We start from the raw sequence: 26,985 nt of genomic DNA, 5'->3' as shown, positions 1-26,985 counted from the left end.
GGCCACGCCGACTATGTGAAAAACATGATCACCGGTGCTGCGCAGATGGACGGCGCGATCCTGGTTGTTGCTGCGACTGATGGCCCAATGCCACAGACCCGTGAGCACATCCTGCTGGGTCGTCAGGTTGGCGTTCCTTACATCATCGTGTTCCTGAACAAGTGCGACATGGTTGATGATGAAGAGCTGCTGGAACTGGTAGAGATGGAAGTTCGCGATCTGCTGTCAGCTTACGACTTCCCAGGCGACGATACTCCAATCGTACGCGGTTCTGCTCTGCAGGCACTGAACGGTGTTGCTGAGTGGGAAGAGAAGATCATTGAGCTGGCTGGTCACCTGGATAACTACATCCCAGAGCCAGTACGTGCAATCGACCTGCCGTTCCTGCTGCCAATCGAAGACGTATTCTCAATCTCAGGCCGTGGTACTGTTGTAACCGGTCGTGTTGAGCGCGGTATCGTGAAAGTAGGCGACGAAGTTGAAGTTGTTGGTCTGAAAGACACCGTTAAGTCTACCTGTACCGGCGTTGAAATGTTCCGCAAACTGCTGGACCAGGGTCAGGCAGGCGAGAACTGTGGTGTTCTGCTGCGTGGTATCAAGCGTGAAGATATCGAGCGTGGTCAGGTTCTGGCTAAGCCGGGCACCATCAAGCCACATACCCAGTTCACTTCAGAAGTTTACGTACTGTCTAAAGATGAAGGCGGCCGTCATACTCCGTTCTTCAAAGGCTACCGTCCTCAGTTCTACTTCCGTACTACTGACGTGACCGGTGACGTTCAACTGCCAGAAGGCGTTGAGATGGTAATGCCAGGCGATAACGTAAAAATGACCGTTACCTTGATCAAGCCAATCGCTATGGATCAGGGTCTGCGTTTCGCAATCCGTGAAGGCGGCCGTACTGTTGGTGCGGGTGTTGTTGCTGAAATTATCGCTTAATTGCGATAACATTTGACGCAATGCATATGGAAAGGGCATCATTTGATGCCCTTTTTGCACGCTGTTACATAGAACCTGGCTCATCAGTGATTTTCGATCATAATCATTGCTGAGACAGGCTCTGGTTTACGGCGTCGGATACCGAGTTACGCCCAAAAGCTCATTCGGTTTGGATGCCTCGCTCTGCGGGGCAGAATTGTTTCTGAATTATTGTGGCAGGTTGGTTTATGAGTGCGAATACCGAAGCTCAAGGGAGCGGGCGCGGCCTGGAAGCGATAAAGTGGGTTGCTGTCATCGCGTTGCTGTTAGTCGCCATCGTTGGCAACTATCTCTATCGCGACATTACGCTGCCTCTGCGCGCGCTGGCTGTCGTAGTACTGATTGCTGCGGCAGGTGGCATAGCGTTGCTGACTATCAAAGGCAAAGCGACTGTGGCTTTTGCTCGTGAAGCAAGAACCGAAATGCGTAAGGTCATTTGGCCGACTCGCCAGGAAACATTGCACACCACGTTAATCGTTGCCGCGGTCACTGCCGTGATGTCACTGATTTTGTGGGGGCTGGATGGAATTCTGGTCCGTCTGGTATCGTTTATCACTGGCCTGAGGTTCTGAGATGTCTGAAGCTCCAAAAAAACGCTGGTACGTCGTTCAGGCGTTCTCCGGTTTTGAAGCCCGCGTAGCGAAGTCGCTGCAAGAGCATATCAAACTGCACAACATGGAAGAGCTGTTTGGTGAAGTCATGGTGCCGACTGAAGAAGTCGTTGAAATCCGTGGTGGCCAGCGCCGTAAAAGCGAACGTAAGTTCTTCCCTGGCTATGTGCTGGTCCAGATGGTGATGAATGACGCCAGCTGGCACTTAGTGCGTAGCGTACCACGTGTCATGGGCTTCATTGGCGGTACTTCTGACCGTCCTGCGCCGATTAGTGATAAAGAAGTCGATGCGATTATGAACCGCCTGCAGCAGGTGGGTGATAAGCCGCGTCCAAAAACGCTGTTCGAGCCAGGCGAGATGGTGCGCGTCAACGACGGTCCATTTGCCGACTTCAACGGTGTGGTCGAAGAGGTGGATTACGAAAAGAGCCGCTTGAAGGTCTCTGTTTCCATCTTTGGCCGTGCAACACCAGTCGAACTCGACTTTGCTCAGGTGGAGAAAGGTTAACCCTTTTGTTCACTTTATAGCTCTTGCGGAAGGCGCGAAATTTACCTATAATTTCGCGCCTTTTGTTTTTATGCGCTGGTGACAGCGTGTGAATCGTAATCACGGGGAGCCTGTTTTCAGGCGCTATAACCCATTTGAGGAATTATCATGGCTAAGAAAGTACAAGCCTACGTCAAGCTGCAGGTTGCAGCTGGTATGGCGAACCCAAGTCCACCTGTTGGTCCAGCACTGGGTCAGCAGGGTGTTAACATCATGGAATTCTGTAAAGCGTTCAACGCTAAAACAGAATCTCTGGAGAAAGGCCTGCCTACTCCAGTTGTTATCACTGTATACAGCGACCGTTCTTTCACCTTCGTTACCAAAACCCCTCCGGCTGCCGTACTGCTGAAAAAAGCAGCGGGCATCAAGTCTGGTTCTGGTAAGCCGAACAAAGACAAAGTCGGTAAAGTTTCTCGTGCTCAGGTACGTGAAATCGCAGAAACTAAAGCTGCGGACATGACTGGTGCTGACGTAGAAGCGATGACTCGCTCTATCGAAGGTACTGCACGTTCCATGGGCCTGGTAGTAGAGGATTAAGAAATGGCTAAGCTGACCAAGCGCATGAGCGTAATCCGTGACAAAGTTGACGCGACCAAGCAGTACGACATCGCTGAGGCTATTGCTCTGCTGAAAGAACTGGCAACTGCTAAGTTCGTTGAAAGCGTTGACGTTGCTGTTAACCTCGGCATCGATGCACGTAAATCAGATCAGAACGTTCGCGGCGCGACTGTTCTGCCACACGGTACTGGTCGTTCAGTACGTGTTGCTGTATTTACCCAAGGCGCAAACGCAGAAGCTGCTAAAGCAGCTGGCGCTGAGCTGGTAGGTATGGAAGATCTGGCTGACCAGATCAAAAAAGGCGAAATGAACTTTGACGTTGTTATCGCATCTCCAGATGCAATGCGCGTTGTTGGCCAGTTGGGCCAGGTTCTGGGTCCACGCGGCCTGATGCCAAACCCGAAAGTGGGTACTGTAACCCCTAACGTTGCTGAAGCAGTGAAAAACGCTAAAGCAGGTCAGGTTCGTTATCGTAATGACAAAAACGGCATCATCCACACTACCATCGGTAAAGTGGACTTCGACGCTGACAAACTGAAAGAAAACCTGGAATCTCTGCTGGTTGCGCTGAAAAAAGCGAAACCTTCACAGGCTAAAGGCGTGTACATCAAGAAAGTTAGCATCTCTACCACCATGGGCGCCGGCGTTGCCGTTGACCAGGCTGGTCTGAGCGCAGCAGCAAACTAATTGCTGCTTGAAACGGGCGAAAAATTCATCTAGAATCTTACGCCCGTTGTTCTGATTGAGTATTCAATTCAGAACCCAGATTCAAAGCCACTGATTAACAAAGCGTAATTGCCTAATTTATCAATGGCTTAGGTTGGAGCCAGGCCTTATCCTGGCCTCCGTCCAAGACCGCAGGAGCGGGATTATCTTCGGATAACCTGCTTAATACCCTGCGTAGACGGTGACAGAACCAAAAAGAATTTTTTCTTCACTGGATTCTGCTCACCGTGTAATAGCGCTCAGTGCCTTCGGGTAGCTGAGTGAAGTGAGTTCCGGGAAATTTTTCCCGGTCAAATCCAGGAGCAAAAGCTAATGGCATTAAATCTTCAAGGCAAACAAGCGATTGTTGCTGAAGTTAGCGAAGTAGCCAAAGGCGCGCTTTCAGCGGTTGTTGCGGATTCCCGTGGCGTTACCGTTGATAAAATGACCGAACTGCGTAAAGCAGGTCGTGAAGCTGGCGTTTACATGCGTGTTGTTCGCAACACCTTGCTGCGCCGCGTCGTTGAAGGAACTCAGTTTGAGATCCTGAAAGACACGTTTGTTGGTCCGACCCTGATTGCATACTCTTTGGAACACCCGGGCGCTGCTGCTCGTCTGTTCAAAGAGTTCGCGAAAGCGAATGCAAAATTTGAGGTCAAAGCTGCAGCCTTTGAAGGTGAGCTGATCACGGCGGCCAATATTGACCGTCTGGCAACTCTGCCGACTTACGAAGAAGCACTGGCACGTCTGATGTCGACCATGAAAGAAGCCGCTGCTGGCAAACTGGTTCGCACTCTGGCTGCTGTACGCGATGCAAAAGAAGCGGCTTAAGGCCATCTTCTTTTCCTTCGTACTTGCTAACGTATAAACTTTTTCTGTTTTTTAGGAACAATCGATATGTCTATCACCAAAGATCAAATTCTGGAAGCAGTAGCAGCTATGTCCGTAATGGAAGTAGTTGAGCTGGTTTCTGCTATGGAAGAAAAATTCGGCGTTTCTGCTGCTGCTGCTGTAGCTGTTGCTGCTGGCCCAGCTGAAGCTGCTGAAGAGAAAACTGAATTCGACGTAATTCTGAAAGCTGCTGGCGCTAACAAAGTTGCCGTAATCAAAGCAGTTCGTACTGCAACTGGTCTGGGCCTGAAAGAAGCTAAAGACCTGGTTGAAGCTACCGGTGTTATCAAAGAAGGCATCAGCAAAGATGACGCAGCTGCTCTGGAAGCACTGCTGAAAGAAGCTGGCGCTGAAGTTGAAGTTAAGTAAGACAACCTTCGGGTTGCAGCCTGAGTAACATCAGGCTGATGGCTGGTGACTTTTTGGGTCACCAGCTTTTTTGCGCTTCAGAGGAATGATGGCGTTTCACACTGTTTGTCCATTGTTTCTCTTCAATATCTTTTTCTATCGACGACTTAATATATCGCTTTCCTGTGAGGGTTCCCTGCCTGCGCAACAGCGATGAAATGATTTAAGAGTGATAGAAAGATGTATTGCATGGGGTGTTACGCATCGCATGAAAAACAAAATAGTGTTGCATGAACTGTCCCTTCAGGACGGACAGCGTGGTTCGACATGTCAGCTAGCTGAGGAACCCTATGGTTTACTCCTATACCGAGAAAAAACGTATTCGTAAGGATTTTGGTAAACGTCCACAAGTTTTGGACATACCTTATCTCCTTTCTATCCAGCTTGACTCGTTCCAGAAGTTTATCGAGCAAGATCCAGAAGGCCAATACGGTCTGGAAGCTGCCTTCCGCTCCGTATTCCCAATCTCAAGCTACAGCGGCAACTCTGAGTTGCAGTATGTCAGCTACCGTTTGGGCGAGCCGGTCTTTGACGTAACTGAATGTCAGATCCGTGGCGTGACCTATTCGGCACCGCTGCGCGTGAAACTGCGTCTGGTGATCTACGAGCGTGAAGCGCCGGAAGGCACCGTAAAAGACATCAAAGAACAAGAAGTGTACATGGGTGAAATTCCACTCATGACCGACAACGGTACCTTTGTTATCAACGGTACTGAGCGTGTTATTGTTTCTCAGCTGCATCGTAGTCCTGGCGTGTTCTTTGACAGCGATAAGGGTAAGACGCACTCGTCTGGTAAAGTGCTGTATAACGCACGTATCATCCCTTACCGCGGTTCATGGCTCGACTTCGAATTCGACCCGAAAGACAACCTCTTCGTCCGTATTGACCGTCGCCGTAAGCTGCCGGCCAGTATCATTCTGCGCGCGCTGCACTACACCACTGAACAAATCCTTGATCTGTTCTTTGATAAAGTGGTGTATGAAATCCGCGATAACAAACTGCAGATGGAACTGGTGCCTGAGCGCCTGCGTGGTGAAACCGCCAGCTTCGATATCGAAGCCAATGGCACGGTCTACGTTGAGAAAGGTCGTCGCATCACTGCGCGTCATATTCGTCAGCTGGAAAAAGACGGTATTCAGCACATTGAAGTGCCAGTCGAATATATCGCTGGCAAAGTGGTCGCTAAAGACTACGTCGATCTGAACACCGGTGAACTGATCGTTCCTGCGAACATGGAACTTTCACTGGATCTGCTGGCTAAACTGAGCCAGTCAGGCCACAAACGCATTGAAACGCTGTTCACCAACGACCTGGATCACGGCCCATACATTTCAGAGACCCTGCGTGTTGACCCAACCAACGATCGCCTGAGCGCGCTGGTTGAGATCTACCGTATGATGCGTCCTGGTGAGCCGCCAACGCGCGAAGCTGCAGAGAACCTGTTCGAGAACCTGTTCTTCTCAGAAGATCGTTACGATCTGTCTGCAGTTGGCCGTATGAAGTTCAACCGTTCACTGCTGCGTGATGAAATCGAAGGTTCAGGTATCCTGAGCAAAGACGACATCATCGAAGTGATGAAGAAACTGATCGGCATCCGTAACGGTATTGGCGAAGTCGATGATATCGACCACCTCGGCAACCGTCGTATCCGTTCAGTCGGTGAGATGGCTGAGAACCAGTTCCGTGTGGGTCTGGTGCGTGTTGAGCGTGCTGTTAAAGAGCGTCTGTCTCTGGGCGACCTCGATACCCTGATGCCTCAGGACATGATCAACGCCAAGCCTATTTCGGCGGCGGTGAAAGAGTTCTTTGGTTCAAGCCAGCTGTCCCAGTTTATGGATCAGAACAACCCGTTGTCTGAGATCACGCATAAGCGTCGTATCTCTGCCCTGGGCCCAGGCGGTCTGACGCGTGAGCGTGCAGGCTTCGAAGTGCGTGACGTACACCCAACCCACTACGGTCGTGTATGCCCAATCGAAACGCCAGAAGGTCCGAACATCGGTCTGATCAACTCCCTTTCTGTTTATGCGCAGACTAACGAATACGGCTTCCTTGAGACTCCGTATCGTCGCGTGGTAGATGGCAAAGTGAGTGATGAAATTCATTACCTCTCTGCAATCGAAGAGGGTAACTACGTTATCGCTCAGGCGAACACCAACCTTGCTGAAGACGGTAGCTTTGTTGACGATCTCGTCACTTGCCGTAGCAAAGGTGAATCAAGCCTGTTCAGCCGCGACCAGGTTGACTACATGGACGTTTCGACCCAACAGGTCGTTTCAGTCGGTGCGTCACTGATTCCATTCCTGGAGCACGATGATGCTAACCGCGCCTTGATGGGTGCGAACATGCAACGTCAGGCAGTACCAACTCTGCGCGCTGATAAGCCGCTGGTCGGTACCGGTATGGAACGCGCAGTAGCGGTTGACTCCGGTGTAACTGCCGTAGCGAAACGTGGCGGTTCCGTTCAGTACGTTGATGCTTCTCGTATCGTTATCAAAGTTAACGAAGATGAGATGTATCCGGGCGAAGCGGGTATCGACATCTACAACCTGACCAAGTACACCCGTTCTAACCAGAACACCTGCATCAACCAGATGCCATGTGTGTCCCTGGGTGAGCCAATCGAACGTGGCGACGTGCTGGCAGATGGCCCGTCTACCGATCTCGGTGAACTGGCGCTGGGTCAGAACATGCGCGTGGCGTTCATGCCATGGAACGGTTACAACTTCGAAGACTCCATCCTCGTTTCTGAGCGTGTTGTCCAGGAAGACCGTTTCACCACTATCCACATCCAGGAACTGGCATGTGTGTCTCGTGACACCAAGCTGGGGCCAGAAGAGATCACCGCTGACATCCCGAACGTGGGTGAAGCTGCACTCTCCAAACTGGATGAATCCGGTATCGTTTATATCGGTGCGGAAGTGACCGGTGGTGACATTCTGGTCGGTAAAGTGACGCCGAAAGGCGAAACTCAGCTGACGCCAGAAGAGAAACTGCTGCGTGCGATCTTCGGTGAGAAAGCGTCTGACGTTAAAGACTCTTCTCTGCGTGTTCCTAACGGTGTTTCCGGTACGGTTATCGACGTTCAAGTCTTTACTCGCGATGGCGTAGAAAAAGACAAACGTGCGCTGGAAATCGAAGAGATGCAGCTGAAGCAGGCTAAGAAAGACCTGTCTGAAGAACTGCAGATCCTCGAAGCGGGCTTGTTCAGCCGTATTCAGGCGGTACTGATCTCGGGTGGTGTTGAAGCTGAGAAGCTGGACAAACTGCCACGTGAGCGCTGGTTGGAACTGGGCCTGACTGATGAAGAGAAGCAAAACTCTCTCGAGCAGCTGGCTGAGCAGTATGACGAGCTGAAGCACGAGTTTGAGAAGAAACTCGAAGCTAAACGTCGCAAAATCACTCAGGGCGATGACCTGGCACCAGGCGTGCTGAAAATCGTGAAAGTGTACCTGGCGGTTAAACGTCAGATCCAGCCTGGTGACAAGATGGCAGGTCGTCACGGTAACAAAGGTGTTATCTCTAAGATCAACCCGATCGAAGATATGCCTTACGATGAGAACGGCACGCCGGTCGACATCGTACTGAACCCGCTGGGCGTACCGTCACGTATGAACATCGGTCAGATCCTGGAAACCCACCTGGGTATGGCGGCTAAAGGCATTGGTGAGAAAATCAATGCGATGCTGAAGAAGCAGGAAGAAGTCGCCAAACTGCGTGAGTTCATCCAGCGTGCTTACGATCTGGGCACCGATGTGCGTCAGAAAGTCGATCTGAACACCTTCACTGACGACGAAGTTCTGCGTCTGGCTGAGAACCTGAAAAAAGGTATGCCAATCGCAACGCCAGTGTTTGATGGTGCGAAAGAGAGCGAGATCAAAGAGCTGCTGCAGCTCGGCGGCCTGCCTTCTTCCGGTCAGATCACTCTGTTCGACGGCCGTACCGGTGAGCAGTTTGAGCGTCAGGTAACCGTAGGTTACATGTACATGCTGAAACTGAACCACCTGGTCGACGACAAGATGCACGCCCGTTCAACTGGCTCGTACAGCCTTGTTACTCAGCAGCCGCTGGGTGGTAAAGCGCAGTTCGGTGGTCAGCGCTTCGGTGAGATGGAAGTGTGGGCACTGGAAGCATACGGTGCTGCTTATACCCTGCAGGAAATGCTGACCGTTAAGTCTGATGACGTGAATGGCCGTACGAAGATGTATAAAAACATCGTCGATGGCAACCATCAGATGGAACCGGGCATGCCGGAATCCTTCAACGTACTGTTGAAAGAGATCCGCTCGCTGGGTATCAACATCGAGCTGGAAGACGAGTAAGCACTCGTAAGTACTGGTTACGGGACGCGCACTTCGGTGTGCGTCCCTGAGAGTTCCACTCCGACGGGAGCTAATCCGTGAAAGACTTACTTAAGTTTCTGAAAGCGCAAACTAAGACCGAAGAGTTTGATGCGATCAAGATCGCTCTGGCTTCGCCAGATATGATCCGTTCATGGTCTTTTGGTGAAGTTAAAAAGCCAGAAACCATTAACTACCGTACCTTCAAGCCGGAGCGTGACGGTCTTTTCTGCGCCCGTATCTTTGGGCCGGTAAAAGATTACGAATGCCTGTGCGGTAAGTACAAGCGTTTAAAACATCGTGGCGTGATCTGTGAGAAGTGTGGCGTTGAAGTTACACAGACCAAGGTTCGTCGTGAGCGCATGGGCCACATTGAACTGGCTTCACCAACTGCGCACATTTGGTTCCTGAAATCACTGCCTTCGCGTATCGGCTTACTGCTGGATATGCCACTGCGTGATATCGAGCGCGTACTGTACTTCGAATCTTATGTTGTGATCGAAGGCGGTATGACCAACCTGGAAAAACGTCAGATTCTGACCGAAGAGCAGTACCTTGATGCGCTGGAAGAGTTCGGTGACGAATTCGACGCGAAGATGGGTGCGGAAGCTATCCAGGCGCTGCTGAAAAATATGGATCTGGAGCAAGAGTGCGAGCAGCTGCGTGAAGAGCTGAACGAAACCAACTCCGAGACCAAACGTAAAAAGCTGACCAAGCGTATCAAGCTGCTGGAAGCGTTCGTACAGTCTGGTAACAAGCCAGAGTGGATGATCCTGACCGTTCTGCCGGTTCTGCCGCCAGATCTGCGTCCGCTGGTACCGCTGGATGGTGGTCGTTTCGCTACGTCGGATCTGAACGATCTGTATCGTCGCGTCATTAACCGTAACAACCGTCTGAAGCGTCTGTTGGATCTGGCTGCGCCAGATATCATCGTACGTAACGAAAAACGTATGCTGCAGGAAGCGGTAGATGCCTTGCTGGATAACGGCCGTCGCGGTCGTGCCATCACTGGCTCTAACAAACGTCCTCTGAAATCTTTGGCCGACATGATCAAAGGTAAGCAGGGTCGTTTCCGTCAGAACCTGTTGGGTAAACGTGTTGACTACTCTGGCCGTTCTGTAATCACCGTAGGTCCATACCTGCGTCTGCATCAGTGCGGTCTGCCGAAGAAAATGGCACTGGAGCTGTTCAAGCCGTTCATCTACGGCAAGCTGGAGCTGCGTGGCCTCGCGACCACCATCAAAGCTGCTAAGAAGATGGTTGAGCGTGAAGAAGCTGTCGTTTGGGATATCCTGGACGAAGTGATCCGCGAACACCCAGTACTGCTGAACCGTGCACCAACCCTGCACCGTTTGGGTATCCAGGCATTCGAACCTGTTCTGATCGAAGGTAAAGCAATCCAGCTGCACCCGCTGGTTTGTGCGGCATATAACGCCGACTTCGATGGTGACCAGATGGCAGTTCACGTACCGCTGACGCTGGAAGCTCAGCTGGAAGCACGTGCTCTGATGATGTCTACCAACAACATCCTGTCACCTGCGAACGGCGAGCCAATCATCGTTCCTTCTCAGGACGTTGTACTGGGTCTGTACTACATGACCCGTGACAAAGTGAATGCGCGCGGCGAAGGCATGGTGCTGACTGGCCCGAAAGAAGCTGAGCGTGTTTATCGCGCTGGCCTGGCCGAGTTGCATGCTCGCGTTAAAGTGCGTATCACCGAGTACAGCAAAAACGAACAAGAAGAGTTCGTCGCGAAAACCAGCTTAATCGACACCACCATTGGTCGTGCGATTCTGTGGATGATCGTGCCGAAAGGTCTGCCTTACTCCATCGTCAACCAGGCGCTGGGTAAGAAAGCTATCTCTAAGATGCTGAACACCTGTTACCGCATCCTGGGCCTGAAGCCGACCGTTATCTTCGCTGACCAGACCATGTATACCGGCTTTGCTTACGCAGCCCGTTCAGGTGCCTCTGTAGGTATCGACGACATGGTGATCCCGGCTAAGAAAGCGGAAATCGTGGCAGAAGCAGAAGCGGAAGTTGCTGAGATTCAGGAACAGTTCCAGTCTGGTCTGGTTACTGCTGGCGAACGTTACAACAAAGTCATCGATATCTGGGCCGCAGCAAACGAACGCGTTTCCAAGGCGATGATGGACAACCTGCAAACCGAAACCGTGATCAACCGTCACGGCGAAGAAGAGCAGCAAGTCTCGTTCAACAGCATCTACATGATGGCCGACTCCGGTGCGCGTGGTTCTGCTGCACAGATTCGTCAGCTGGCCGGTATGCGTGGTCTAATGGCTAAGCCAGATGGCTCAATCATCGAAACGCCAATCACCGCGAACTTCCGCGAAGGTCTGAACGTACTCCAGTACTTCATCTCGACGCACGGTGCGCGTAAAGGTCTTGCGGATACCGCACTGAAAACCGCTAACTCCGGTTATCTGACGCGTCGTCTGGTAGACGTTGCGCAGGACCTGGTGGTTACCGAAGACGACTGTGGCACATTCGAAGGCATCATGATGACTCCGGTCATCGAAGGTGGCGACGTTAAAGAGCCACTGCGTGAGCGTGTACTGGGTCGTGTAACGGCTGAAGACGTGCTGAAGCCAGGTACTGCTGACATCCTGATCCCGCGTAACACGCTGATCGATGAGCACTGGTGTGATGTGATCGAACTCAACTCAGTTGATGCGATCAAAGTGCGTTCTGTTGTTGGTTGTGAAACCGACTTTGGTGTGTGTGCACACTGCTACGGTCGCGACCTGGCACGTGGTCACATCATCAACAAAGGTGAGGCCATCGGCGTTATCGCAGCACAGTCCATCGGTGAGCCGGGTACACAGCTGACGATGCGTACGTTCCACATCGGTGGTGCGGCATCTCGTGCGGCTGCTGAATCCAGCATCCAGGTGAAGAACAAAGGTACTATTAAGCTGACCAACGCGAAGTCTGTAACCAACTCCTCCGGGAAACTGGTTATCGTCTCTCGTAACGTTGAGCTGAAGATGATCGATGAATTCGGTCGTACCAAAGAGAGCTATAAAGTCCCTTACGGCGCGATGATGGCTAAAGGTGATGGTGAGCAGGTTGCAGCGGGCGAGACCGTAGCAAACTGGGATCCGCACACCATGCCTGTTATCACCGAAGTGGGCGGTTTCATTCGCTTCACTGACATGATCGATGGTCAGACGATTACTCGTCAGACTGATGACTTGACTGGTCTGTCATCGCTGGTGGTTCTGGATTCTGCAGAACGTACTGCGGGCGGTAAAGATCTGCGTCCTGCGCTGAAAATTGTTGATGCCAACGGAAATGATGTTCTGATTCCAGGTACCGACATGCCAGCTCAGTACTTCCTGCCGGGCAAAGCGATTGTTCAGTTGGAAGATGGCGTTAAGATCAGTGCGGGTGACACCCTGTCTCGTGTACCTCAGGAATCTGGCGGTACCAAGGACATCACCGGTGGTCTGCCACGCGTTGCTGACCTGTTCGAAGCGCGTCGTCCGAAAGAGCCAGCAATTCTGGCCGAGATCAGCGGTATTATCTCGTTCGGTAAAGAGACCAAAGGCAAGCGTCGTCTGGTGATTACACCGGTTGATGGTAGCGATCCGTACGAAGAGATGATTCCGAAATGGCGTCAGCTGAACGTATTCGAAGGTGAGCGTGTAGAACGTGGTGACGTTGTTTCTGACGGCCCAGAGTCTCCACACGACATCCTGCGTCTGCGTGGCGTCCATGCTGTGACCCGTTACATCACTAACGAAGTGCAGGAAGTTTACCGTCTGCAAGGCGTTAAGATTAACGATAAACACATCGAAGTCATCGTGCGTCAGATGCTGCGTAAAGCAACCATCGCCAGCGCGGGCAGCACCGAGTTCCTGGAAGGTGAGCAGGCTGAATACTCTCGCATCAAGATCGCTAACCGCGACCTCGAAGCGAACGGCAAAATTGGCGCAACCTTTATGCGCGATCTGCTGGGTATCACCAAAGCTTCTCTGGCAACCGAATCGTTCATCTCTGCAGCATCGTTCCAGGAGACCACACGTGTCCTGACTGAAGCAGCAGTAGCAGGCAAGCGTGATGAACTGCGCGGCCTGAAAGAGAACGTGATCGTGGGTCGTTTGATCCCGGCCGGTACCGGTTATGCTTACCATCAGGATCGTATGCGTCGCCGTTCTGTAGGTGAAGCACCGGTTGCACCGCAGGTGACTGCGGATGAAGCCTCTGCGAGCCTGGCTGAACTGCTGAACGCCGGTCTTGGCGGTAGCGACGACGAATAATCGTCTGCGAAGCTGACCCATAAAAAACCCTGCCTCGGCAGGGTTTTTTTTCGTTTTTAATCAGCCCTTACGGCAGATATCGTGGCGGGTCAGGCCAATGTCGCGCAGTTGTGCATCGCTTAAGTGAGACAGAATTTTGCGAGTCTCACGGCGGGCGCGCCATCTTTTGATGGCACGTCCCGTGCCGCGAACCATATCCAATAGCGTTACATCAAAGGGTTTTGCTGCGCGGTTTTGATCGAATTCCATAATAAATGCCCTCAGTCAGTTGTCTGAGTGGTATTGTCCAGTTCCTGTGCATTTCAATACAGATTCAAAAATCACTTATTATTAACATACAGATTGCGCATGATAGGATCTGAATGGTAAAAAAAAGGATGATCTGTACTGATTTAGATTCAGTGAACTCGAGGGGAATCATACGATGACGCGTTACCAACATCTGGCTTGCTTGCTCTCAGACAGGATTGAGCAGGGACTCTACCGTAGCGGCGAGCGCTTACCCTCAGTGCGCACACTGAGTATTGAACACGGTGTGAGCATCAGTACCGTGCAGCAGGCGTATCACCTGCTAGAAGAGAAACAGCTTATTGTGCCGCAGCCGCGCTCTGGCTATTTCGTTGCGACGCGCAAAGCCACGCCTCCTGTTCCTGCGTTAACCCGCCCCGTACAACGCCCCGTCGAGATCACCCAGTGGGAATCGGTGCTGGAATTATTAAGCAGCCGCAACAGCGGTAACGTGCTGCAATTAGGTAGCGGCATGCCAGACCTTACCCAGCCGACATTGAAGCCATTATGGAAAATTCAGAGCCGAATGGCGCAGAAGCAGGATCTTGACCAGCTCAATTATGACAGTCTGTTAGGCGTTGCGGCCTTGCGTGAGCAGGTCGCACGCTTAACTATCGATAGCGGTTGTCAGCTCACCGCAGAGGATATTGTGATCACCACGGGCTGCCATGAAGCGCTGTCCGTGTCGATTCGTGCGGTGTGTGAACCGGGTGATATTATCGCCGTTGAATCTCCGACATTTCATGGCACGATGCAGACCCTGCGCGGGCTTGGTATCCGTGCCATTGAAATCCCTACCGATTCGGTGACGGGCATTAGCCTTGAAGCTCTGGAGTTGGCATTCGAGCAGTGGCCCATTAAAGCCGTGGTAGTAGTGCCAAATTGCAATAATCCACTCGGATTTATCATGCCCGAGGCGCGCAAGCGTGCGCTGCTGGCACTGGCACAGCGCTTTGATGCCGCGATTATTGAAGACGATGTTTACGGTGAATTGGCATGGGAGTATCCACGTCCCATTACCATTAAATCTTTGGATATGGATGGCAGGGTGTTGTTGTGTAGTTCATTCTCTAAGACGCTGGCTCCCGGGTTACGTGTTGGCTGGGTGGCACCTGGACGCTATCGCGATCGCGTCTTGCATATGAAATATATCGGCACGGGTTCAACAGCCACACAGCCGCAACATGCGGTGGCCGAATTTATTCGTCTTGGTCACTATGGGCCGCATTTACGCCGGATGCGCCAGATATATCAACGTAACTACGAGACTTTTAGCTGCTGGGTACGCCACTATTTCCCGTGCGGTATCTGTGTCTCGCGTCCGCAGGGCAGCTTCCTGATGTGGATTGAGTTACCTGAAGCGTTTGATGCGGTTCGGCTTAACACCGAACTTCGCACGTTGAACATTCAGGTCGCTGTCGGATCGCTGTTTTCTGCCTCGGGCAAATATCGTAACTGCTTGCGCCTGAATTATGGGTTGCCCATCAATGAGCATACAGAACAGGCCATCGCCCAACTTGGCGCTGCGGTGGAGCAGGCCATGCATGGCTGTCATATCGAAACGGAACCCGCTTCATCCCTGACTGATTAAAGTGGAAAGGCAGGGCTGGAGAGAGAGGTAGACCAGCCCTGGCCCACTGCCAGCGACAGCGGGCAGGCACACTTTATCCTGACCGGAAAAACACGCTAGCCCGCAGGAAGCGGACTGCGCGTGAGGTTCCAGCCAAATTACCCTGATTGCAGAACGTTACAACGCTTCTGCGGGCTGGGTTCCAGCTTCAACCAGTGCCAGCAGCTCCTGTGTCGCCTGACGCCAGTCTGCCGCCTGAGTAATGGCGCTCACCACGGCAACGCTTCCAACGCCAGTGGCCAAAACTTCAGGTACGCGCGCAAGGGATATACCGCCAATCGCCACAGTCGGTATATCCTGCAACCGCGCCATGTGGCGTTTCAATTCTACGACGCCCTGAGGTTCCGAAGGCATATCTTTGGTTTGTGTGGGATAAATATGCCCCAATGCAATGTAGGAAGGACGCAGCGCCAGCGCGCGGTCTAACTCGGCATCATCATGAGTCGATAACCCAAGACGCAAACCTGCCTGGCGGATAGCGTCCAGATTAGCCACGTCCAAATCTTCCTGACCAAGATGCACGCCATAGGCGTTATATTTGATCGCTAATCGCCAGTAATCGTTGATAAACAGGCGTGCACGATACTGCTTGCCCAGCGCAATTGCCTCGCGCACTGCGTCTTCTACTTCATGATCCTGGCAATCTTTGATGCGCAACTGGATGGTGCGAACGCCAGCCTCCAGTAAGCGTGCAATCCACTCTACGCTATCAACAACAGGGTACAGCCCCAGTTTCGGGGCCGTGGCTGGAAAGGCATCGGTCATACTTTTTCCTCTTTAAGGGCATCGGCGGCGTGATAAAGCTCGCCACCACGACTGCGGAAGGCATCCGACATCTGCGCCATGCCAATTTCAATGGGCTGGACTTCTGCATGCTGGCGAGCAGCATATTCGCGCACTTCCTGGGTAATTTTCATCGAACAGAATTTTGGACCGCACATTGAGCAGAAGTGAGCCACTTTGCCCGATTCCTGCGGCAATGTCTCATCGTGATAAGCGCGTGCCGTATGCGGATCGAGCGCCAGATTGAACTGATCCTCCCAACGGAATTCAAAGCGTGCTTTCGACATGGCGTTATCACGGATCTGAGCGCCGGGATGGCCCTTAGCCAGATCGGCTGCATGCGCGGCGATCTTGTAGGTAATCAGACCCTGCTTAACATCTTCTTTATTCGGCAAACCGAGGTGCTCTTTCGGTGTGACGTAGCACAGCATGGCGCAGCCAAACCAACCAATCATCGCGGCACCAATGCCGGAGGTAAAATGATCGTACCCGGGGGCGATATCGGTGGTCAGTGGGCCAAGCGTGTAAAACGGCGCTTCGTGACAGTGCTCTAACTGTTCGGTCATGTTGCGGCGGATCATCTGCATTGGCACATGGCCTGGACCTTCAATCATCACTTGCACATCGTATTCCCAGGCAACTTTGGTCAGCTCACCTAGCGTGTGCAATTCGGCAAACTGGGCTTCATCGTTGGCGTCCTGAATTGATCCCGGACGCAGGCCATCACCGAGTGAGAGCGCGACATCATAGGCAGCGCAGATTTCACAGATCTCGCGGAAATGCAGATAGAGGAAACTCTCTTGATGATGTGACAGGCACCACTTCGCCATGATCGAACCACCACGCGAGACAATACCGGTCAGACGTTTAGCCGTCATCGGCACATAGCGCAGCAGCACACCGGCGTGAATAGTGAAATAATCCACCCCCTGTTCTGCTTGTTCAAGCAGAGTATCGCGGAAGATCTCCCAGTTAAGGTCCTCCGCCACGCCGTTCACTTTCTCCAGTGCCTGATAAATGGGCACAGTGCCAATCGGCACCGGGCTGTTTCGCAAAATCCACTCGCGCGTTTCATGGATATAGCGGCCTGTGGAGAGGTCCATCACGGTATCCGCCCCCCAGCGTGTTGACCACACCAGTTTCTCCACTTCCTCTTCGATCGATGAGCTCACCGCTGAGTTGCCTATATTGGCGTTCACCTTCACCAGAAAGTTACGGCCAATGATCATCGGCTCGGATTCGGGGTGATTAATATTGGAGGGTATGATAGCGCGGCCGCTGGCAACTTCCTGGCGCACAAATTCGGCGGTGATGTTTTCCGGCAGATTGGCACCAAAACTGTGGCCCGGGTGCTGTTGCAGTAGCACTTCACCACGAATACGTTCGCGGCCCATGTTTTCTCGCACCGCAATAAATTCCATCTCGGGTGTAATAATGCCCTGACGTGCGTAATGCAGCTGTGTGACGCAGCGGCCAGCTTTGGCACGACGCGGCTGCGGTAACTGCTCGAAGCGCAGGTGATCCAGCCCTTCATCGGCTAAGCGTTGCTGAGTGTATTGCGAACTCAACTGGTGGATCGCTTCGCTGTCATCGCGTTCAGCAATCCAGTTTTCACGCAATCGGTCTAATCCCCGATGCACATCAATGGTGGCCGCAGGGTCGCCATAAGCACCTGCCGTGTCATATACCGGCACTGGTTCGTTGTGCTCATACTGTGGATTCTCTTTTGTGCCACCGATGTGTGTAGGGCTAAGCTGGATTTCGCGCATCGGCACACGGATATCCGCTCGGCTGCCGGTGATCCAGATACGTTTGGATTGGGGGAAAGCAGTGCCCTGCAGCGAATCGATAAATTCCTGCGCTTGTGCACGTTGTTCACGACGAGAAGTTTTAGCAACAGACATAGCAAATTTCCTGAATTAAGGGGAAGTTGCTTGTCCAGAGTTCGGAAGGAGTAACAGGGACGATGCCGGGCGCCAACACGCATCGCTCTGTGAATGTCTACTCTTGTTCCCTTCGCAGGTACTAACCTGATCAGGTTCCGCGGATCCCGAATAAACGGTCTCAGCCCCTTAGGGCACTCCGACAAGGTTGAATTTTACGATATAAGCTACTTTGCTGGCCATTTCACGCCAGGGTAGTGCTCGTGTCCGTCACGTACTACGTGTACGCTCCGGCCACTGCGCGCTGTCCGAGCGTGAACTGGCTGCGCACGCTACGCTTATATCGCAAAATTTGACTCTAGATTGCTTTAAAGAGACGCATAAAAACGTGAATAGGCCTCAATAAAAAAGCCCATTCAGCATAAGAGGGCTTTTTCGGAATAACAAGTTTTTTACATGGGGCCGAAGTTAAGCGGGGCGAGCCATGCTGCTTTCATTGGCGACCGGTGGGCGCGCCAGCTGGTTATCCCAGGCGAGTTGCACCAGCTTATCTTCCAGCGTGAAGCGCGACTCCAGCACTTCACCCACTTCGGATAACGCCTTCTGGAATTCTACGCAGTTATCGTCGTTGATGGCCTGCTGCAGATGGCTGTCATACAGTTGCATCATGCGATCGGTATTCGCTTCCAGAGCGGGATAGAGTTGGGCTGCCGCAATGAGTGGGCTATCGCCCTCCATCTCACTGATAATGCGTTCATAAATACTGAAATGACCGGTTGAGAGGTAATCAACCAGGCCGTGACAAAACGCATCCAGCGCCTGTTCATCCAGGGCACTGAGCGCCTCTTTGTTTGGCTTGATGCCAATTAATGCGTAATAGCTGACAAGCAACTGTCGGCGCGCGCGCAGCCACGCATCAACGAGTTCATTACCGCCACTTACACGCCTGGCCAGGTCATCTAACTGGGTAAGCATATGGGGCTCCGGGTGAGTTATAGTTATCCATTCCACACTTAACATCAGGATTTCAGCGTGCCATTTGACGCTAAGGACAACGAATAAGATGCAACGTGAGATCTCAAGCGTAGACGCTGGCTGGTGGATTGTCAGCCATGAACAAAAACTTTGGTTACCGCAAGGTGAACTGCCGCATGGCTTATCCGGCGATTTTGGCCTGACTGGAAAAACCGCGATTTTGATTGGCGAATGGCAGGCGGAGAATGTCTGGCTGATACGTGAATCACGACCTGACAATATGGGCTCTGTTCGCCAGCTTATCGACGAAGATGTTGGGCTTTTTCAGATGGTTGGGCGTGGAGTTCAACTCGCCGAATTCTACCGCTCACACCGCTGGTGTGGCTACTGCGGCCACGAAATGCACCTCAGTAAACGCGAATTTGCCTGCCTGTGTCACCATTGCCGCGAGCGCTATTACCCGCAGATTGCACCGTGCATCATCGTAGCGATTCGCCGGGGGGAGGAGATTCTGCTGGCCAACCATGCACGTCATCGCAACAGCATTTACACAGTATTAGCTGGCTTTGTTGAGGTCGGGGAGACGCTGGAGCAGGCCGTCGCGCGTGAAGTGATGGAAGAGAGCAACGTCCGGGTTAAAAATGTCCGCTACGTCACCTCGCAGCCCTGGCCGTTCCCGCATTCATTAATGATGGCATTTATGGCCGAATATGAGGGCGGTGAGTTGCAGCATGATGGCAAAGAGTTGCTGGATGCCGGCTGGTATCGCTATGACGATTTGCCCTTGTTACCGCCACCGGGCACGGTGGCACGGCGGTTGATTGAAGATACCGTTGCCCTGTGTCGCGCCAGCGCGCCGTGAAAATGCTACACTGGCGGCCTTAGCATGAGAGAGCCCATTATGAGTGAACTGAAGAACGATCGTTATCTGCGTGCCCTGTTACGTCAGCCGGTGGATGTCACCCCTGTATGGATGATGCGACAAGCCGGGCGTTATTTGCCGGAGTACAAAGCCACGCGTGCTGAAGCCGGTGATTTTATGTCGCTGTGTAAGAATGCGGAGTTGGCGTGCGAAGTCACCCTGCAGCCGCTGCGTCGTTATGCGCTGGATGCCGCGATCCTCTTCAGCGATATCCTGACGATTCCTGATGCGATGGGGCTGGGGCTCTATTTCGAAACGGGCGAAGGTCCGCGCTTCTCAAATCCTATTACCTGCCGTGCAGATGTAGACAAACTGCCGATTCCGGATCCAGAAGATGAGCTGGGTTATGTGATGAATGCGGTGCGTACCATTCGCCATAACCTGAAAGGCGAAGTGCCGTTGATCGGCTTCTCCGGCAGCCCGTGGACGCTGGCGACCTACATGGTTGAAGGCGGCAGCAGCAAAGCGTTCACCAAAATTAAAAAGATGATGTATGCCGAGCCGCAAACCCTGCACAAGCTGCTGGATAAGCTGGCTGACAGTGTCATCCATTACCTGAACGCCCAGATCAAAGCCGGTGCACAGTCGATTATGGTCTTCGACACCTGGGGCGGCGTGCTGACCGGCCGCGATTACCGTGAGTTTTCACTCTACTATATGCACAAAATCGTCGATAGCGTGCTGCACGAGAACGAAGGTCGCCGCGTGCCGATTACGCTGTTCACCAAAGGTGGTGGTCAGTGGCTGGAGGCTATCGCAGCGACCGGATGTGATGCGCTGGGACTGGACTGGAGCACCGATATTGCCGATGCGCGTCGTCGCGTGGGTGACAAAGTTGCGTTGCAGGGCAACATGGATCCTTCCATGCTGTATGCGCCTCCGGCACGTATCGAGCAGGAAGTGGCCACTATCCTTGAAGGCTTTGGCACGGGTGAAGGGCATGTCTTCAACCTGGGCCATGGCATTCATCAGGATGTGCCGCCAGAGCACGCCGGTGCATTCGTCGAAGCCGTACATCGTCTGTCTCGCCCTTATCATCAGGGTTAAGCATGGATTTAGCCGCGCTGCGGGCTGAACAGTTACAACGCGCTGCTAACGTGGTGCGGCAGGATGATTTCGACGTCCTGCCGCCTCGTTTTATCGCCGGTGCGGACGTCGGTTTTGAACAGGAAGGTGACATCACGCGTGCGGCACTGGTGGTATTAGAATATCCCTCATTGCAACTCGTGGAGCACCGTATAGCACGCCTCGCGACCACCATGCCTTACATCCCGGGTTTCTTATCGTTTCGCGAAGTCCCCGCACTGCTTGCAGCCTGGCAGCAGCTCACACACCAACCCGATCTTTTATTTGTTGATGGTCATGGTATTGCCCATCCCCGTCGCCTCGGCGTGGCTGCGCATTTTGGCTCGCTGGTGGATGTTCCAACCATTGGCGTGGCGAAAAAACGGCTCTGCGGGCGTTTTACCGAATTGGATGCTGAACCGGGGAGCCGCCAGCCACTGATGGATAAAGGCGAACAAATTGGTTGGGTGTGGCGCAGTAAAGCGCGCTGCAACCCTTTGTTCGTCTCAACCGGGCATCGTGTCAGTATGGACAGCGCACTGAATTGGGTGGAGAAATGTACCGCGGGCTATCGTTTGCCCGAGCCTACACGCTGGGCCGATGCGGTTGCTTCGGGGCGTCCTGCGTTTCTGCGTTGGCAAAATGCGCGTTAACGCTGTTTGCGCGCGGCTTTTGCGGTACACTGCCGCCAGCTAACCTATTGAGAGTAAGTTTGATGTTACAGAACCCCGTCCATTTGCGTCTGGCGAAGCTGGAAAGCTGGCAGCATATGACCTTTATGGCCTGTCTGTGCGAGCGGATGTTCCCCAATTATTGGGCCTTCTGTCAGCAGACTGAATTCGCCGATCCGCAACTCTATCGTCGCATCCTTGACCTTATCTGGGAAAGCCTGACGGTCAAAGACGCCAAAATTAACTTCGATAGCCAACTGGAGAAGCTGGAGTCTGCGATTCCGAATGGCGATGATTTTGATATCTATGGTGTCCACCCAGCAATCGATGCCTGTGTTGCGTTGAGCGAAGTTGTGCATGCACAACTCAGCGGCGAAACTCTGGAGCACGCAATCGAAGTCAGTCGCACCTCGATCACCACCGTCGCTATCCTTGAAATGACGCAGGCCGGTCGTGAAATGACCGATGAAGAGCTGCGTGAAAATCAGGCGGTGATTGATGAATGGGATCTGCAGTGGGAGATTTTCCGTCTGCTGGCAGACTGCGAAGAGCGCGACCTTGAGCTGATTAAAGGGTTACGTTCTGACCTGCGCGAAGCGGGAATCAGTAACATCGGTATACTTTTTCAGCAATAAGGCGATAAAACGTGACTTCAGGCCTGAATTACCGCGCCTGGAGGCTTCACATCAGCCCCCTGTCTGGTCTACATTTGGGGGGCTGAAAATTGTGGCTATCTTTGCGTGCAGGTTGAAGAGTGCCAGAATATGGCTTTTCCCTCGCACTCGTTGCTTAGCAAGCGATAAATACACTTTAAGGATAACTTATGAACAAGACTCAACTGATTGATGTGATCGCAGAGAAAGCTGACCTGTCAAAAACCCAGGCTAAAGCTGCGCTGGAATCTACCCTGGCTGCGATCACTGAGTCTCTGAAAGAAGGTGATGCTGTACAACTGGTTGGTTTTGGTACTTTTAAAGTGAACCACCGCGCTGAGCGTACCGGTCGCAACCCACAGACTGGTAAAGAGATCAAAATCGCGGCAGCTAACGTGCCAGCGTTCGTCTCTGGTAAAGCTCTGAAAGACGCTGTTAAGTAAGTTTTCCGCATCGCGGTTTAAGCTTTAAAAGAGGGGCGACACGCCCCTTTTTGTTATTGGGGCCTGTCATGCTGAACACGATTACTCAGCGCGTCTGCGCCCTGTTACTCGGTGCGCTGCTCGCGGGCTGTAGTTCCACCTCTGATCTCCCTGCCTTTACGGCAAGTGGCTATCTGGCCGATCGTGGCACTGTGCGCATCTGGCGCAAGAACAGTGACCATCAGGCTGTCCATCTTCGCACTGTTTATACCCCTTTCAATGGCGATGCCATGGAAACCACTGACTACAACTGGCAACAGAACCACCTGATCAGCGTTGAGCGCATTGTGGCGGGTGAGCAACCCGATGACGTGACGCTGCGTTTTGACCATCTGGGCAATCTTAATTTTATGCAGCGTCAGCTGGCCGGCCGTCGTGAAGCGGTAAGTGGTGATACGGTTGAGCTCTATCGTTTCGACGCGCAACGTATGCTGGAGCAAAGTAATGCGTTGCTGAGTGGCCGTGTATTACTGAAGCAGGGGCATTGGCTGGGCGCTACGCAGGTGCGCGATTGTGATGGCAAAGTGGTGAATGCACCCTTTGATAGCGGAATCATTGCCACGCTATCTCAGCAGCAGCAAAACCAGCCACAGTCGTTGATGGTGTCATGGTTGGAGGCACCTGAAGGCGTGCAGTTGTTGCGGGCGACGCCAGAGGATGAGTGTAGCTGGCAGCCGAAAGAGAGTGATTTCTGAGTTGGGAAAAAACAAGGGGCGCAGAGCGCGCCCCTTGATGATTACTTGCGATTAATCGCGCGGTAACCAATATCTTTACGGCAGAAGCTGCCTTCCCAGGAAATATGTTTCGCCAGCGCATAGGCATTCTTCTGCGCGGCAGCCACATCTTCGCCCAGGGCAGTGACGCACAGCACGCGTCCACCGTTGGTGACCACCACATCATCTTTCATCGTGGTGCCCGCGTGGAACACTTTACCGTCCGGCACTTCTTCCAGCGGCAGACCGTGGATTTGATCACCGGTGTTGTAATCCGCGGGATAGCCGCCAGCCGCCAGCACGACACCCAGCGATGGGCGTGGATCCCACTGCGAGGTCTGCTTATCGAGTTTGCCATCCACTGCGGCCAGGCACAGCTCAACCAGATCTGACTGCAGACGCAGCATGATCGGCTGGGTTTCTGGATCGCCAAAGCGGCAGTTGAACTCGATCACTTTCGGCTGACCGGCTTTATCGATCATCAGGCCGGCATATAGGAAGCCGGTATAGGTGTTGCCTTCCGCTTTCATGCCGTTAACGGTTGGCCAGATAATCTGGTCCATCACACGCTGGTGGATCTCATCGGTGACAACCGGGGCTGGCGAGTAAGCGCCCATGCCTCCGGTATTCGGGCCGGTATCACCATCGCCTACACGTTTATGATCCTGGCTGGTGGCCATGGGTAACACGTTGTCGCCATCCACCATCACGATAAAACTGGCTTCTTCGCCGTCGAGGAACTCTTCAATGACGATACGATGGCCTGCATCGCCGAAAGCGTTACCTGCCAGCATGTCCTGCACTGCAGCTTCCGCTTCAGCCAGTTCCATCGCGACGATAACCCCTTTACCGGCTGCCAGACCATCCGCTTTAATCACGATCGGTGCGCCTTTCTCACGCAGGTAAGCCAGCGCGGGCTCAACTTCCGTAAAGTTCTGGTATTCAGCGGTAGGGATCTGCTGGCGTGCCAGGAAATCTTTGGTGAAGGCTTTTGATCCTTCCAGCTGTGCAGCCGCCTGCGTTGGGCCAAAGATTTTCAGACCCGCTGCACGGAACGCATCGACCACGCCAATCACCAGCGGCGCTTCTGGGCCTACGATGGTCAGATCGATCTTCTCTTTCTGAGCAAAGGCTAACAGTGCAGGAACGTCAGTGGCGCTGATCGCCACGTTCTGCAGTGCAGGTTCCAGTGCGGTACCCGCGTTGCCCGGTGCAACAAAGACCGTTTCGGCCAGCGGTGACTGTGCTGCTTTCCATGCCAACGCGTGTTCACGTCCACCATTACCAATCACTAAAATTTTCATCTATACGGCTCCAGGCTATTAATGGCGGAAGTGACGCATGTCGGTGAAGATCATCGCAATACCGTGCTCATCAGCGGCGGCAATCACTTCATCATCACGGATAGAACCACCTGGTTGAATCACACAGCTGATACCTACAGCAGCCGCTGCGTCGATACCATCGCGGAACGGGAAGAAAGCATCAGACGCCATGGCTGAACCTTTAACTTCTAAACCTTCGTCGCCTGCTTTGATACCGGCAATTTTGGCAGAATAAACGCGGCTCATCTGTCCGGCGCCTATGCCGATAGTCATATTGTCACGTGCGTAGACAATGGCGTTGGATTTCACGAACTTGGCTACTTTCCAGCAGAACAGCGCATCACGCAGTTCCTGCTCGCTTGGCTGGCGCTTAGTCACGACTCGCAGCTGACTGGCATCAACCATACCGAGATCGCGATCCTGAACCAGCATGCCGCCATTAACACGCTTGAAGTCCAGTGCAGCAACACGGCCCTGCCACTGTCCACAAACCAGCACGCGAACGTTCTGTTTTGTTGCGGTAACTTTAAGTGCCGCTTCGCTGGCTGAAGGGGCAATGATCACTTCGACAAACTGACGGCTGATGATCGCCTGGGCAGTGGCTTCATCCAATTCACGGTTGAAAGCGATGATGCCGCCAAAAGCAGAAGTTGGATCAGTTTTGTAAGCGCGCTCATAGGCGTCAAGAATCGAACCGCCCACTGCCACACCACACGGGTTAGCATGCTTAACGATCACGCAAGCGGCTTCATCAAACTCTTTCACACACTCAAGTGCGGCATCGGTATCCGCGATGTTGTTGTAAGAGAGCGCCTTGCCCTGTACCTGCTGTGCAGTCGCAACAGAAGCTTCTGCCACATTCTCTTCTATATAGAAGGCAGCGTCCTGATGGCTGTTCTCGCCGTAACGCATATCCTGCTTCTTGATGAAGTTGAGGTTCAGCGTTCGTGGGAAGCGGCCGGCAGGCTCTTTGCTGTCGCTATGATAAGCCGGTACCAGGCTGCCAAAGTAGTTGGCAATCATGCTGTCGTAGGCTGCGGTGTGTTCGAAGGCTTTGATCGCCAGATCGAAACGGGTGTCCAGCGTCAGGGAGTTTTCGTTGGCGTCCAGCTCGGCGATGATGGCCTCGTAGTCGCTGCTCTTCACCACGATTGCCACATCTTTGTGGTTCTTCGCAGCGGAGCGCACCATGGTTGGGCCACCGATATCGATATTCTCTACCGCGTCTGCCAGTGAGCAATCGGGTTTGGCAACGGTTTGAGCGAAGGGATAAAGGTTTACCACCACCATATCGATAGGGTTGATCGCGTGCTCGGCCATGATCGCATCATCGGTGCCGCGACGGCCCAGAATACCGCCATGCACTTTCGGGTGCAGCGTTTTGACGCGTCCATCCATCATTTCCGGGAAACCGGTGTAGTCAGAGACTTCGGTGACGGGCAGGCCCGCATCTGCCAGCAGGCGAGCAGTACCACCTGTGGAGAGCAGCTCAACACCACGGCTGGAGAGTGCCTGAGCAAATTCGAGGATACCGGCTTTATCAGAAACACTGAGAAGAGCGCGGCGTACTGGACGACGTTGTTGCATGGTGGTTTTATCCCTTGGCTTTGTTTCGCATAAGTAAGAGCGTTACATCAAGCTTAGCGCTTCTCTTATATATAGAAGAGAGTACTTGCTTCATGTAACGCCCCAAAAGGGGCATCCTTGACGTCGCCGGGCATTGTAGCGAAAACGTTTGCGCGATGCTCGCCTAAATTCATTTGTGCAGATGAATGTGGATAACACTGTGTGTAAGTGGGTATAAGGCGGGGTTTTGCTGTGGAATGCAGCGAACGGTTGTTTTTATTGAATTTAGCGGTTGCGCGCTGCGAACAACTCCCTATAATGCGCATCCATCGAAACGGCACAACGGTTTACGAAGTGCGGTGTTGACAGGAAGCTTCGCTAAGAACTTCCGCCAGAGAAAAAATGCTGAAAAAAGTGTTTGACTCTGAAGGAGGAAAGCGTAATATACGCCACCTCGCAACAGCAGCTTAAGGCGCTGATTGCACCGCTCTTTAACAATTTATCAGACAATCTGTGTGGGCACTCGCAGGATTGATATCAGCGTCTCCGGACGTAAAAAATATCAAGTCTCACGAGTGAACACATAATGAAATTCATTATGACGTTTTACAGATGAGCATCGCTGAACTTGTTTCAGCAAATCAAACTTTAAATTGAAGAGTTTGATCATGGCTCAGATTGAACGCTGGCGGCAGGCCTAACACATGCAAGTCG

At 52.8% G+C, this 26,985-nt stretch carries 22 protein-coding genes, 1 rRNA gene and 1 riboswitch; of the genes, 17 read left to right on the top strand and 6 right to left on the bottom strand.

What is annotated here, in order from left to right:
- The 9 genes from tuf to rpoC form a co-directional block, all read left to right on the top strand.
- On the top strand, positions 1–936 hold a 936-nt coding region (gene tuf / locus CRO33_RS23620; protein WP_097119780.1), incomplete at its 5' end, for an elongation factor Tu.
- A gap of 227 nt (positions 937–1,163) precedes the next feature.
- Complete coding sequence (gene secE, locus CRO33_RS23615; protein ID WP_039381824.1) at positions 1,164–1,547, top strand: preprotein translocase subunit SecE; 384 nt, start codon at positions 1,164–1,166, stop codon at positions 1,545–1,547.
- A gap of 1 nt (position 1,548) precedes the next feature.
- Complete coding sequence (nusG, locus tag CRO33_RS23610; RefSeq protein ID WP_010616908.1) at positions 1,549–2,094, top strand: transcription termination/antitermination protein NusG; 546 nt, start codon at positions 1,549–1,551, stop codon at positions 2,092–2,094.
- 147 nt (positions 2,095–2,241) lie between these two features.
- Entirely contained in the window at positions 2,242–2,670 is a 429-nt protein-coding gene (gene rplK, locus CRO33_RS23605; protein ID WP_034828899.1) for a 50S ribosomal protein L11, read from the top strand.
- 3 nt (positions 2,671–2,673) lie between these two features.
- Positions 2,674–3,378, top strand: coding sequence for a 50S ribosomal protein L1 (gene rplA, locus CRO33_RS23600; protein ID WP_034828901.1), 705 nt, complete (start codon positions 2,674–2,676; stop codon positions 3,376–3,378).
- Positions 3,379–3,729: 351 nt separating this feature from the next.
- On the top strand, positions 3,730–4,227 hold the full coding sequence (gene rplJ, locus CRO33_RS23595) for a 50S ribosomal protein L10 (protein WP_034828904.1): 498 nt from the start codon (positions 3,730–3,732) through the stop codon (positions 4,225–4,227).
- 66 nt (positions 4,228–4,293) lie between these two features.
- Positions 4,294–4,656, top strand: a complete 363-nt coding sequence (gene rplL, locus CRO33_RS23590) for a 50S ribosomal protein L7/L12 (RefSeq protein ID WP_034828906.1) — start codon at positions 4,294–4,296, stop codon at positions 4,654–4,656.
- Between the two features lie 329 nt (positions 4,657–4,985).
- Positions 4,986–9,014 (top strand): DNA-directed RNA polymerase subunit beta, encoded by a 4,029-nt coding sequence (rpoB, locus tag CRO33_RS23585; RefSeq protein ID WP_034828907.1) that lies wholly within the window; start codon positions 4,986–4,988, stop codon positions 9,012–9,014.
- Positions 9,015–9,091: 77 nt separating this feature from the next.
- Positions 9,092–13,315 (top strand): DNA-directed RNA polymerase subunit beta', encoded by a 4,224-nt coding sequence (rpoC, locus tag CRO33_RS23580; RefSeq protein ID WP_097119779.1) that lies wholly within the window; start codon positions 9,092–9,094, stop codon positions 13,313–13,315.
- A gap of 60 nt (positions 13,316–13,375) precedes the next feature.
- Here rpoC and CRO33_RS23575 read toward each other — a convergent pair whose 3' ends face one another.
- Entirely contained in the window at positions 13,376–13,564 is a 189-nt protein-coding gene (locus CRO33_RS23575) for a DUF1127 domain-containing protein (protein ID WP_097119778.1), read from the bottom strand.
- 175 nt (positions 13,565–13,739) lie between these two features.
- Between CRO33_RS23575 and CRO33_RS23570 the strand changes: the two genes are divergently transcribed.
- Entirely contained in the window at positions 13,740–15,194 is a 1,455-nt protein-coding gene (locus CRO33_RS23570; protein WP_097119777.1) for an aminotransferase-like domain-containing protein, read from the top strand.
- A 156-nt stretch (positions 15,195–15,350) separates the two neighbouring features.
- Here CRO33_RS23570 and thiE read toward each other — a convergent pair whose 3' ends face one another.
- From thiE to CRO33_RS23555, 3 genes are all read right to left on the bottom strand, one after another.
- Entirely contained in the window at positions 15,351–15,998 is a 648-nt protein-coding gene (thiE, locus tag CRO33_RS23565; protein WP_097119776.1) for a thiamine phosphate synthase, read from the bottom strand.
- On the bottom strand, positions 15,995–17,920 hold the full coding sequence (gene thiC / locus CRO33_RS23560) for a phosphomethylpyrimidine synthase ThiC (protein WP_097119775.1): 1,926 nt from the start codon (positions 17,918–17,920) through the stop codon (positions 15,995–15,997). The genes thiE and thiC overlap by 4 nt, the downstream gene beginning before the upstream one ends.
- Positions 17,921–18,010: 90 nt before the next feature.
- Positions 18,011–18,111, bottom strand: a riboswitch (TPP riboswitch).
- A gap of 256 nt (positions 18,112–18,367) precedes the next feature.
- Positions 18,368–18,874, bottom strand: a complete 507-nt coding sequence (locus CRO33_RS23555; protein WP_058962185.1) for an Rsd/AlgQ family anti-sigma factor — start codon at positions 18,872–18,874, stop codon at positions 18,368–18,370.
- An 88-nt stretch (positions 18,875–18,962) separates the two neighbouring features.
- Between CRO33_RS23555 and nudC the strand changes: the two genes are divergently transcribed.
- The 6 genes from nudC (at position 18,963) to CRO33_RS23525 (ending at position 23,362) form a co-directional block, all read left to right on the top strand.
- On the top strand, positions 18,963–19,736 hold the full coding sequence (gene nudC / locus CRO33_RS23550; RefSeq protein ID WP_058962184.1) for an NAD(+) diphosphatase: 774 nt from the start codon (positions 18,963–18,965) through the stop codon (positions 19,734–19,736).
- Positions 19,737–19,775: 39 nt separating this feature from the next.
- Positions 19,776–20,843: a uroporphyrinogen decarboxylase gene (hemE, locus tag CRO33_RS23545; protein WP_097119774.1), complete on the top strand. Its 1,068-nt coding sequence runs from the start codon at positions 19,776–19,778 to the stop codon at positions 20,841–20,843.
- A 2-nt stretch (positions 20,844–20,845) separates the two neighbouring features.
- A complete protein-coding gene (gene nfi, locus CRO33_RS23540) occupies positions 20,846–21,514 on the top strand; it encodes a deoxyribonuclease V (RefSeq protein ID WP_097119773.1) in 669 nt (222 codons plus the stop codon).
- Between the two features lie 62 nt (positions 21,515–21,576).
- On the top strand, positions 21,577–22,167 hold the full coding sequence (locus CRO33_RS23535; protein WP_097119772.1) for a YjaG family protein: 591 nt from the start codon (positions 21,577–21,579) through the stop codon (positions 22,165–22,167).
- 188 nt (positions 22,168–22,355) lie between these two features.
- Positions 22,356–22,628: a nucleoid-associated protein HU-alpha gene (gene hupA, locus CRO33_RS23530; RefSeq protein ID WP_006121511.1), complete on the top strand. Its 273-nt coding sequence runs from the start codon at positions 22,356–22,358 to the stop codon at positions 22,626–22,628.
- A gap of 68 nt (positions 22,629–22,696) precedes the next feature.
- Positions 22,697–23,362, top strand: a complete 666-nt coding sequence (locus CRO33_RS23525; RefSeq protein WP_097119771.1) for a DUF1481 domain-containing protein — start codon at positions 22,697–22,699, stop codon at positions 23,360–23,362.
- Between the two features lie 41 nt (positions 23,363–23,403).
- On the opposite strand, the gene purD is transcribed toward CRO33_RS23525, so the two are convergent.
- Positions 23,404–24,684 (bottom strand): phosphoribosylamine--glycine ligase, encoded by a 1,281-nt coding sequence (gene purD, locus CRO33_RS23520; RefSeq protein WP_097119770.1) that lies wholly within the window; start codon positions 24,682–24,684, stop codon positions 23,404–23,406.
- Positions 24,685–24,702: 18 nt separating this feature from the next.
- Complete coding sequence (gene purH / locus CRO33_RS23515; RefSeq protein WP_097119769.1) at positions 24,703–26,292, bottom strand: bifunctional phosphoribosylaminoimidazolecarboxamide formyltransferase/IMP cyclohydrolase; 1,590 nt, start codon at positions 26,290–26,292, stop codon at positions 24,703–24,705.
- A gap of 629 nt (positions 26,293–26,921) precedes the next feature.
- On the opposite strand from purH, the gene CRO33_RS23505 reads away from it, so the two are divergent.
- Positions 26,922–26,985 (top strand): 16S ribosomal RNA (locus tag CRO33_RS23505); the annotation flags it as partial.

The organism is Pantoea sp. GL120224-02 (assembly GCF_900215395.1).
GTDB lineage: Bacteria > Pseudomonadota > Gammaproteobacteria > Enterobacterales > Enterobacteriaceae > Pantoea > Pantoea communis.
The sequence above is the reverse complement of the archived record's forward strand: the minus strand, read 5'-3'. Positions and strand labels throughout refer to the sequence as shown.

Coding starts and splice junctions, on each gene's coding strand:
- secE (WP_039381824.1), top strand. CDS start 1,164: ATGAGTGCGAATACCGAAGCTCAAGGGAGCGGGCGCGGCCTGGAAGCG.
- nusG (WP_010616908.1), top strand. CDS start 1,549: ATGTCTGAAGCTCCAAAAAAACGCTGGTACGTCGTTCAGGCGTTCTCC.
- rplK (WP_034828899.1), top strand. CDS start 2,242: ATGGCTAAGAAAGTACAAGCCTACGTCAAGCTGCAGGTTGCAGCTGGT.
- rplA (WP_034828901.1), top strand. CDS start 2,674: ATGGCTAAGCTGACCAAGCGCATGAGCGTAATCCGTGACAAAGTTGAC.
- rplJ (WP_034828904.1), top strand. CDS start 3,730: ATGGCATTAAATCTTCAAGGCAAACAAGCGATTGTTGCTGAAGTTAGC.
- rplL (WP_034828906.1), top strand. CDS start 4,294: ATGTCTATCACCAAAGATCAAATTCTGGAAGCAGTAGCAGCTATGTCC.
- rpoB (WP_034828907.1), top strand. CDS start 4,986: ATGGTTTACTCCTATACCGAGAAAAAACGTATTCGTAAGGATTTTGGT.
- CRO33_RS23575 (WP_097119778.1), bottom strand. CDS start 13,564: ATGGAATTCGATCAAAACCGCGCAGCAAAACCCTTTGATGTAACGCTA.
- CRO33_RS23570 (WP_097119777.1), top strand. CDS start 13,740: ATGACGCGTTACCAACATCTGGCTTGCTTGCTCTCAGACAGGATTGAG.
- thiE (WP_097119776.1), bottom strand. CDS start 15,998: ATGACCGATGCCTTTCCAGCCACGGCCCCGAAACTGGGGCTGTACCCT.
- thiC (WP_097119775.1), bottom strand. CDS start 17,920: ATGTCTGTTGCTAAAACTTCTCGTCGTGAACAACGTGCACAAGCGCAG.
- CRO33_RS23555 (WP_058962185.1), bottom strand. CDS start 18,874: ATGCTTACCCAGTTAGATGACCTGGCCAGGCGTGTAAGTGGCGGTAAT.
- nudC (WP_058962184.1), top strand. CDS start 18,963: ATGCAACGTGAGATCTCAAGCGTAGACGCTGGCTGGTGGATTGTCAGC.
- hemE (WP_097119774.1), top strand. CDS start 19,776: ATGAGTGAACTGAAGAACGATCGTTATCTGCGTGCCCTGTTACGTCAG.
- nfi (WP_097119773.1), top strand. CDS start 20,846: ATGGATTTAGCCGCGCTGCGGGCTGAACAGTTACAACGCGCTGCTAAC.
- CRO33_RS23535 (WP_097119772.1), top strand. CDS start 21,577: ATGTTACAGAACCCCGTCCATTTGCGTCTGGCGAAGCTGGAAAGCTGG.
- hupA (WP_006121511.1), top strand. CDS start 22,356: ATGAACAAGACTCAACTGATTGATGTGATCGCAGAGAAAGCTGACCTG.
- CRO33_RS23525 (WP_097119771.1), top strand. CDS start 22,697: ATGCTGAACACGATTACTCAGCGCGTCTGCGCCCTGTTACTCGGTGCG.
- purD (WP_097119770.1), bottom strand. CDS start 24,684: ATGAAAATTTTAGTGATTGGTAATGGTGGACGTGAACACGCGTTGGCA.
- purH (WP_097119769.1), bottom strand. CDS start 26,292: ATGCAACAACGTCGTCCAGTACGCCGCGCTCTTCTCAGTGTTTCTGAT.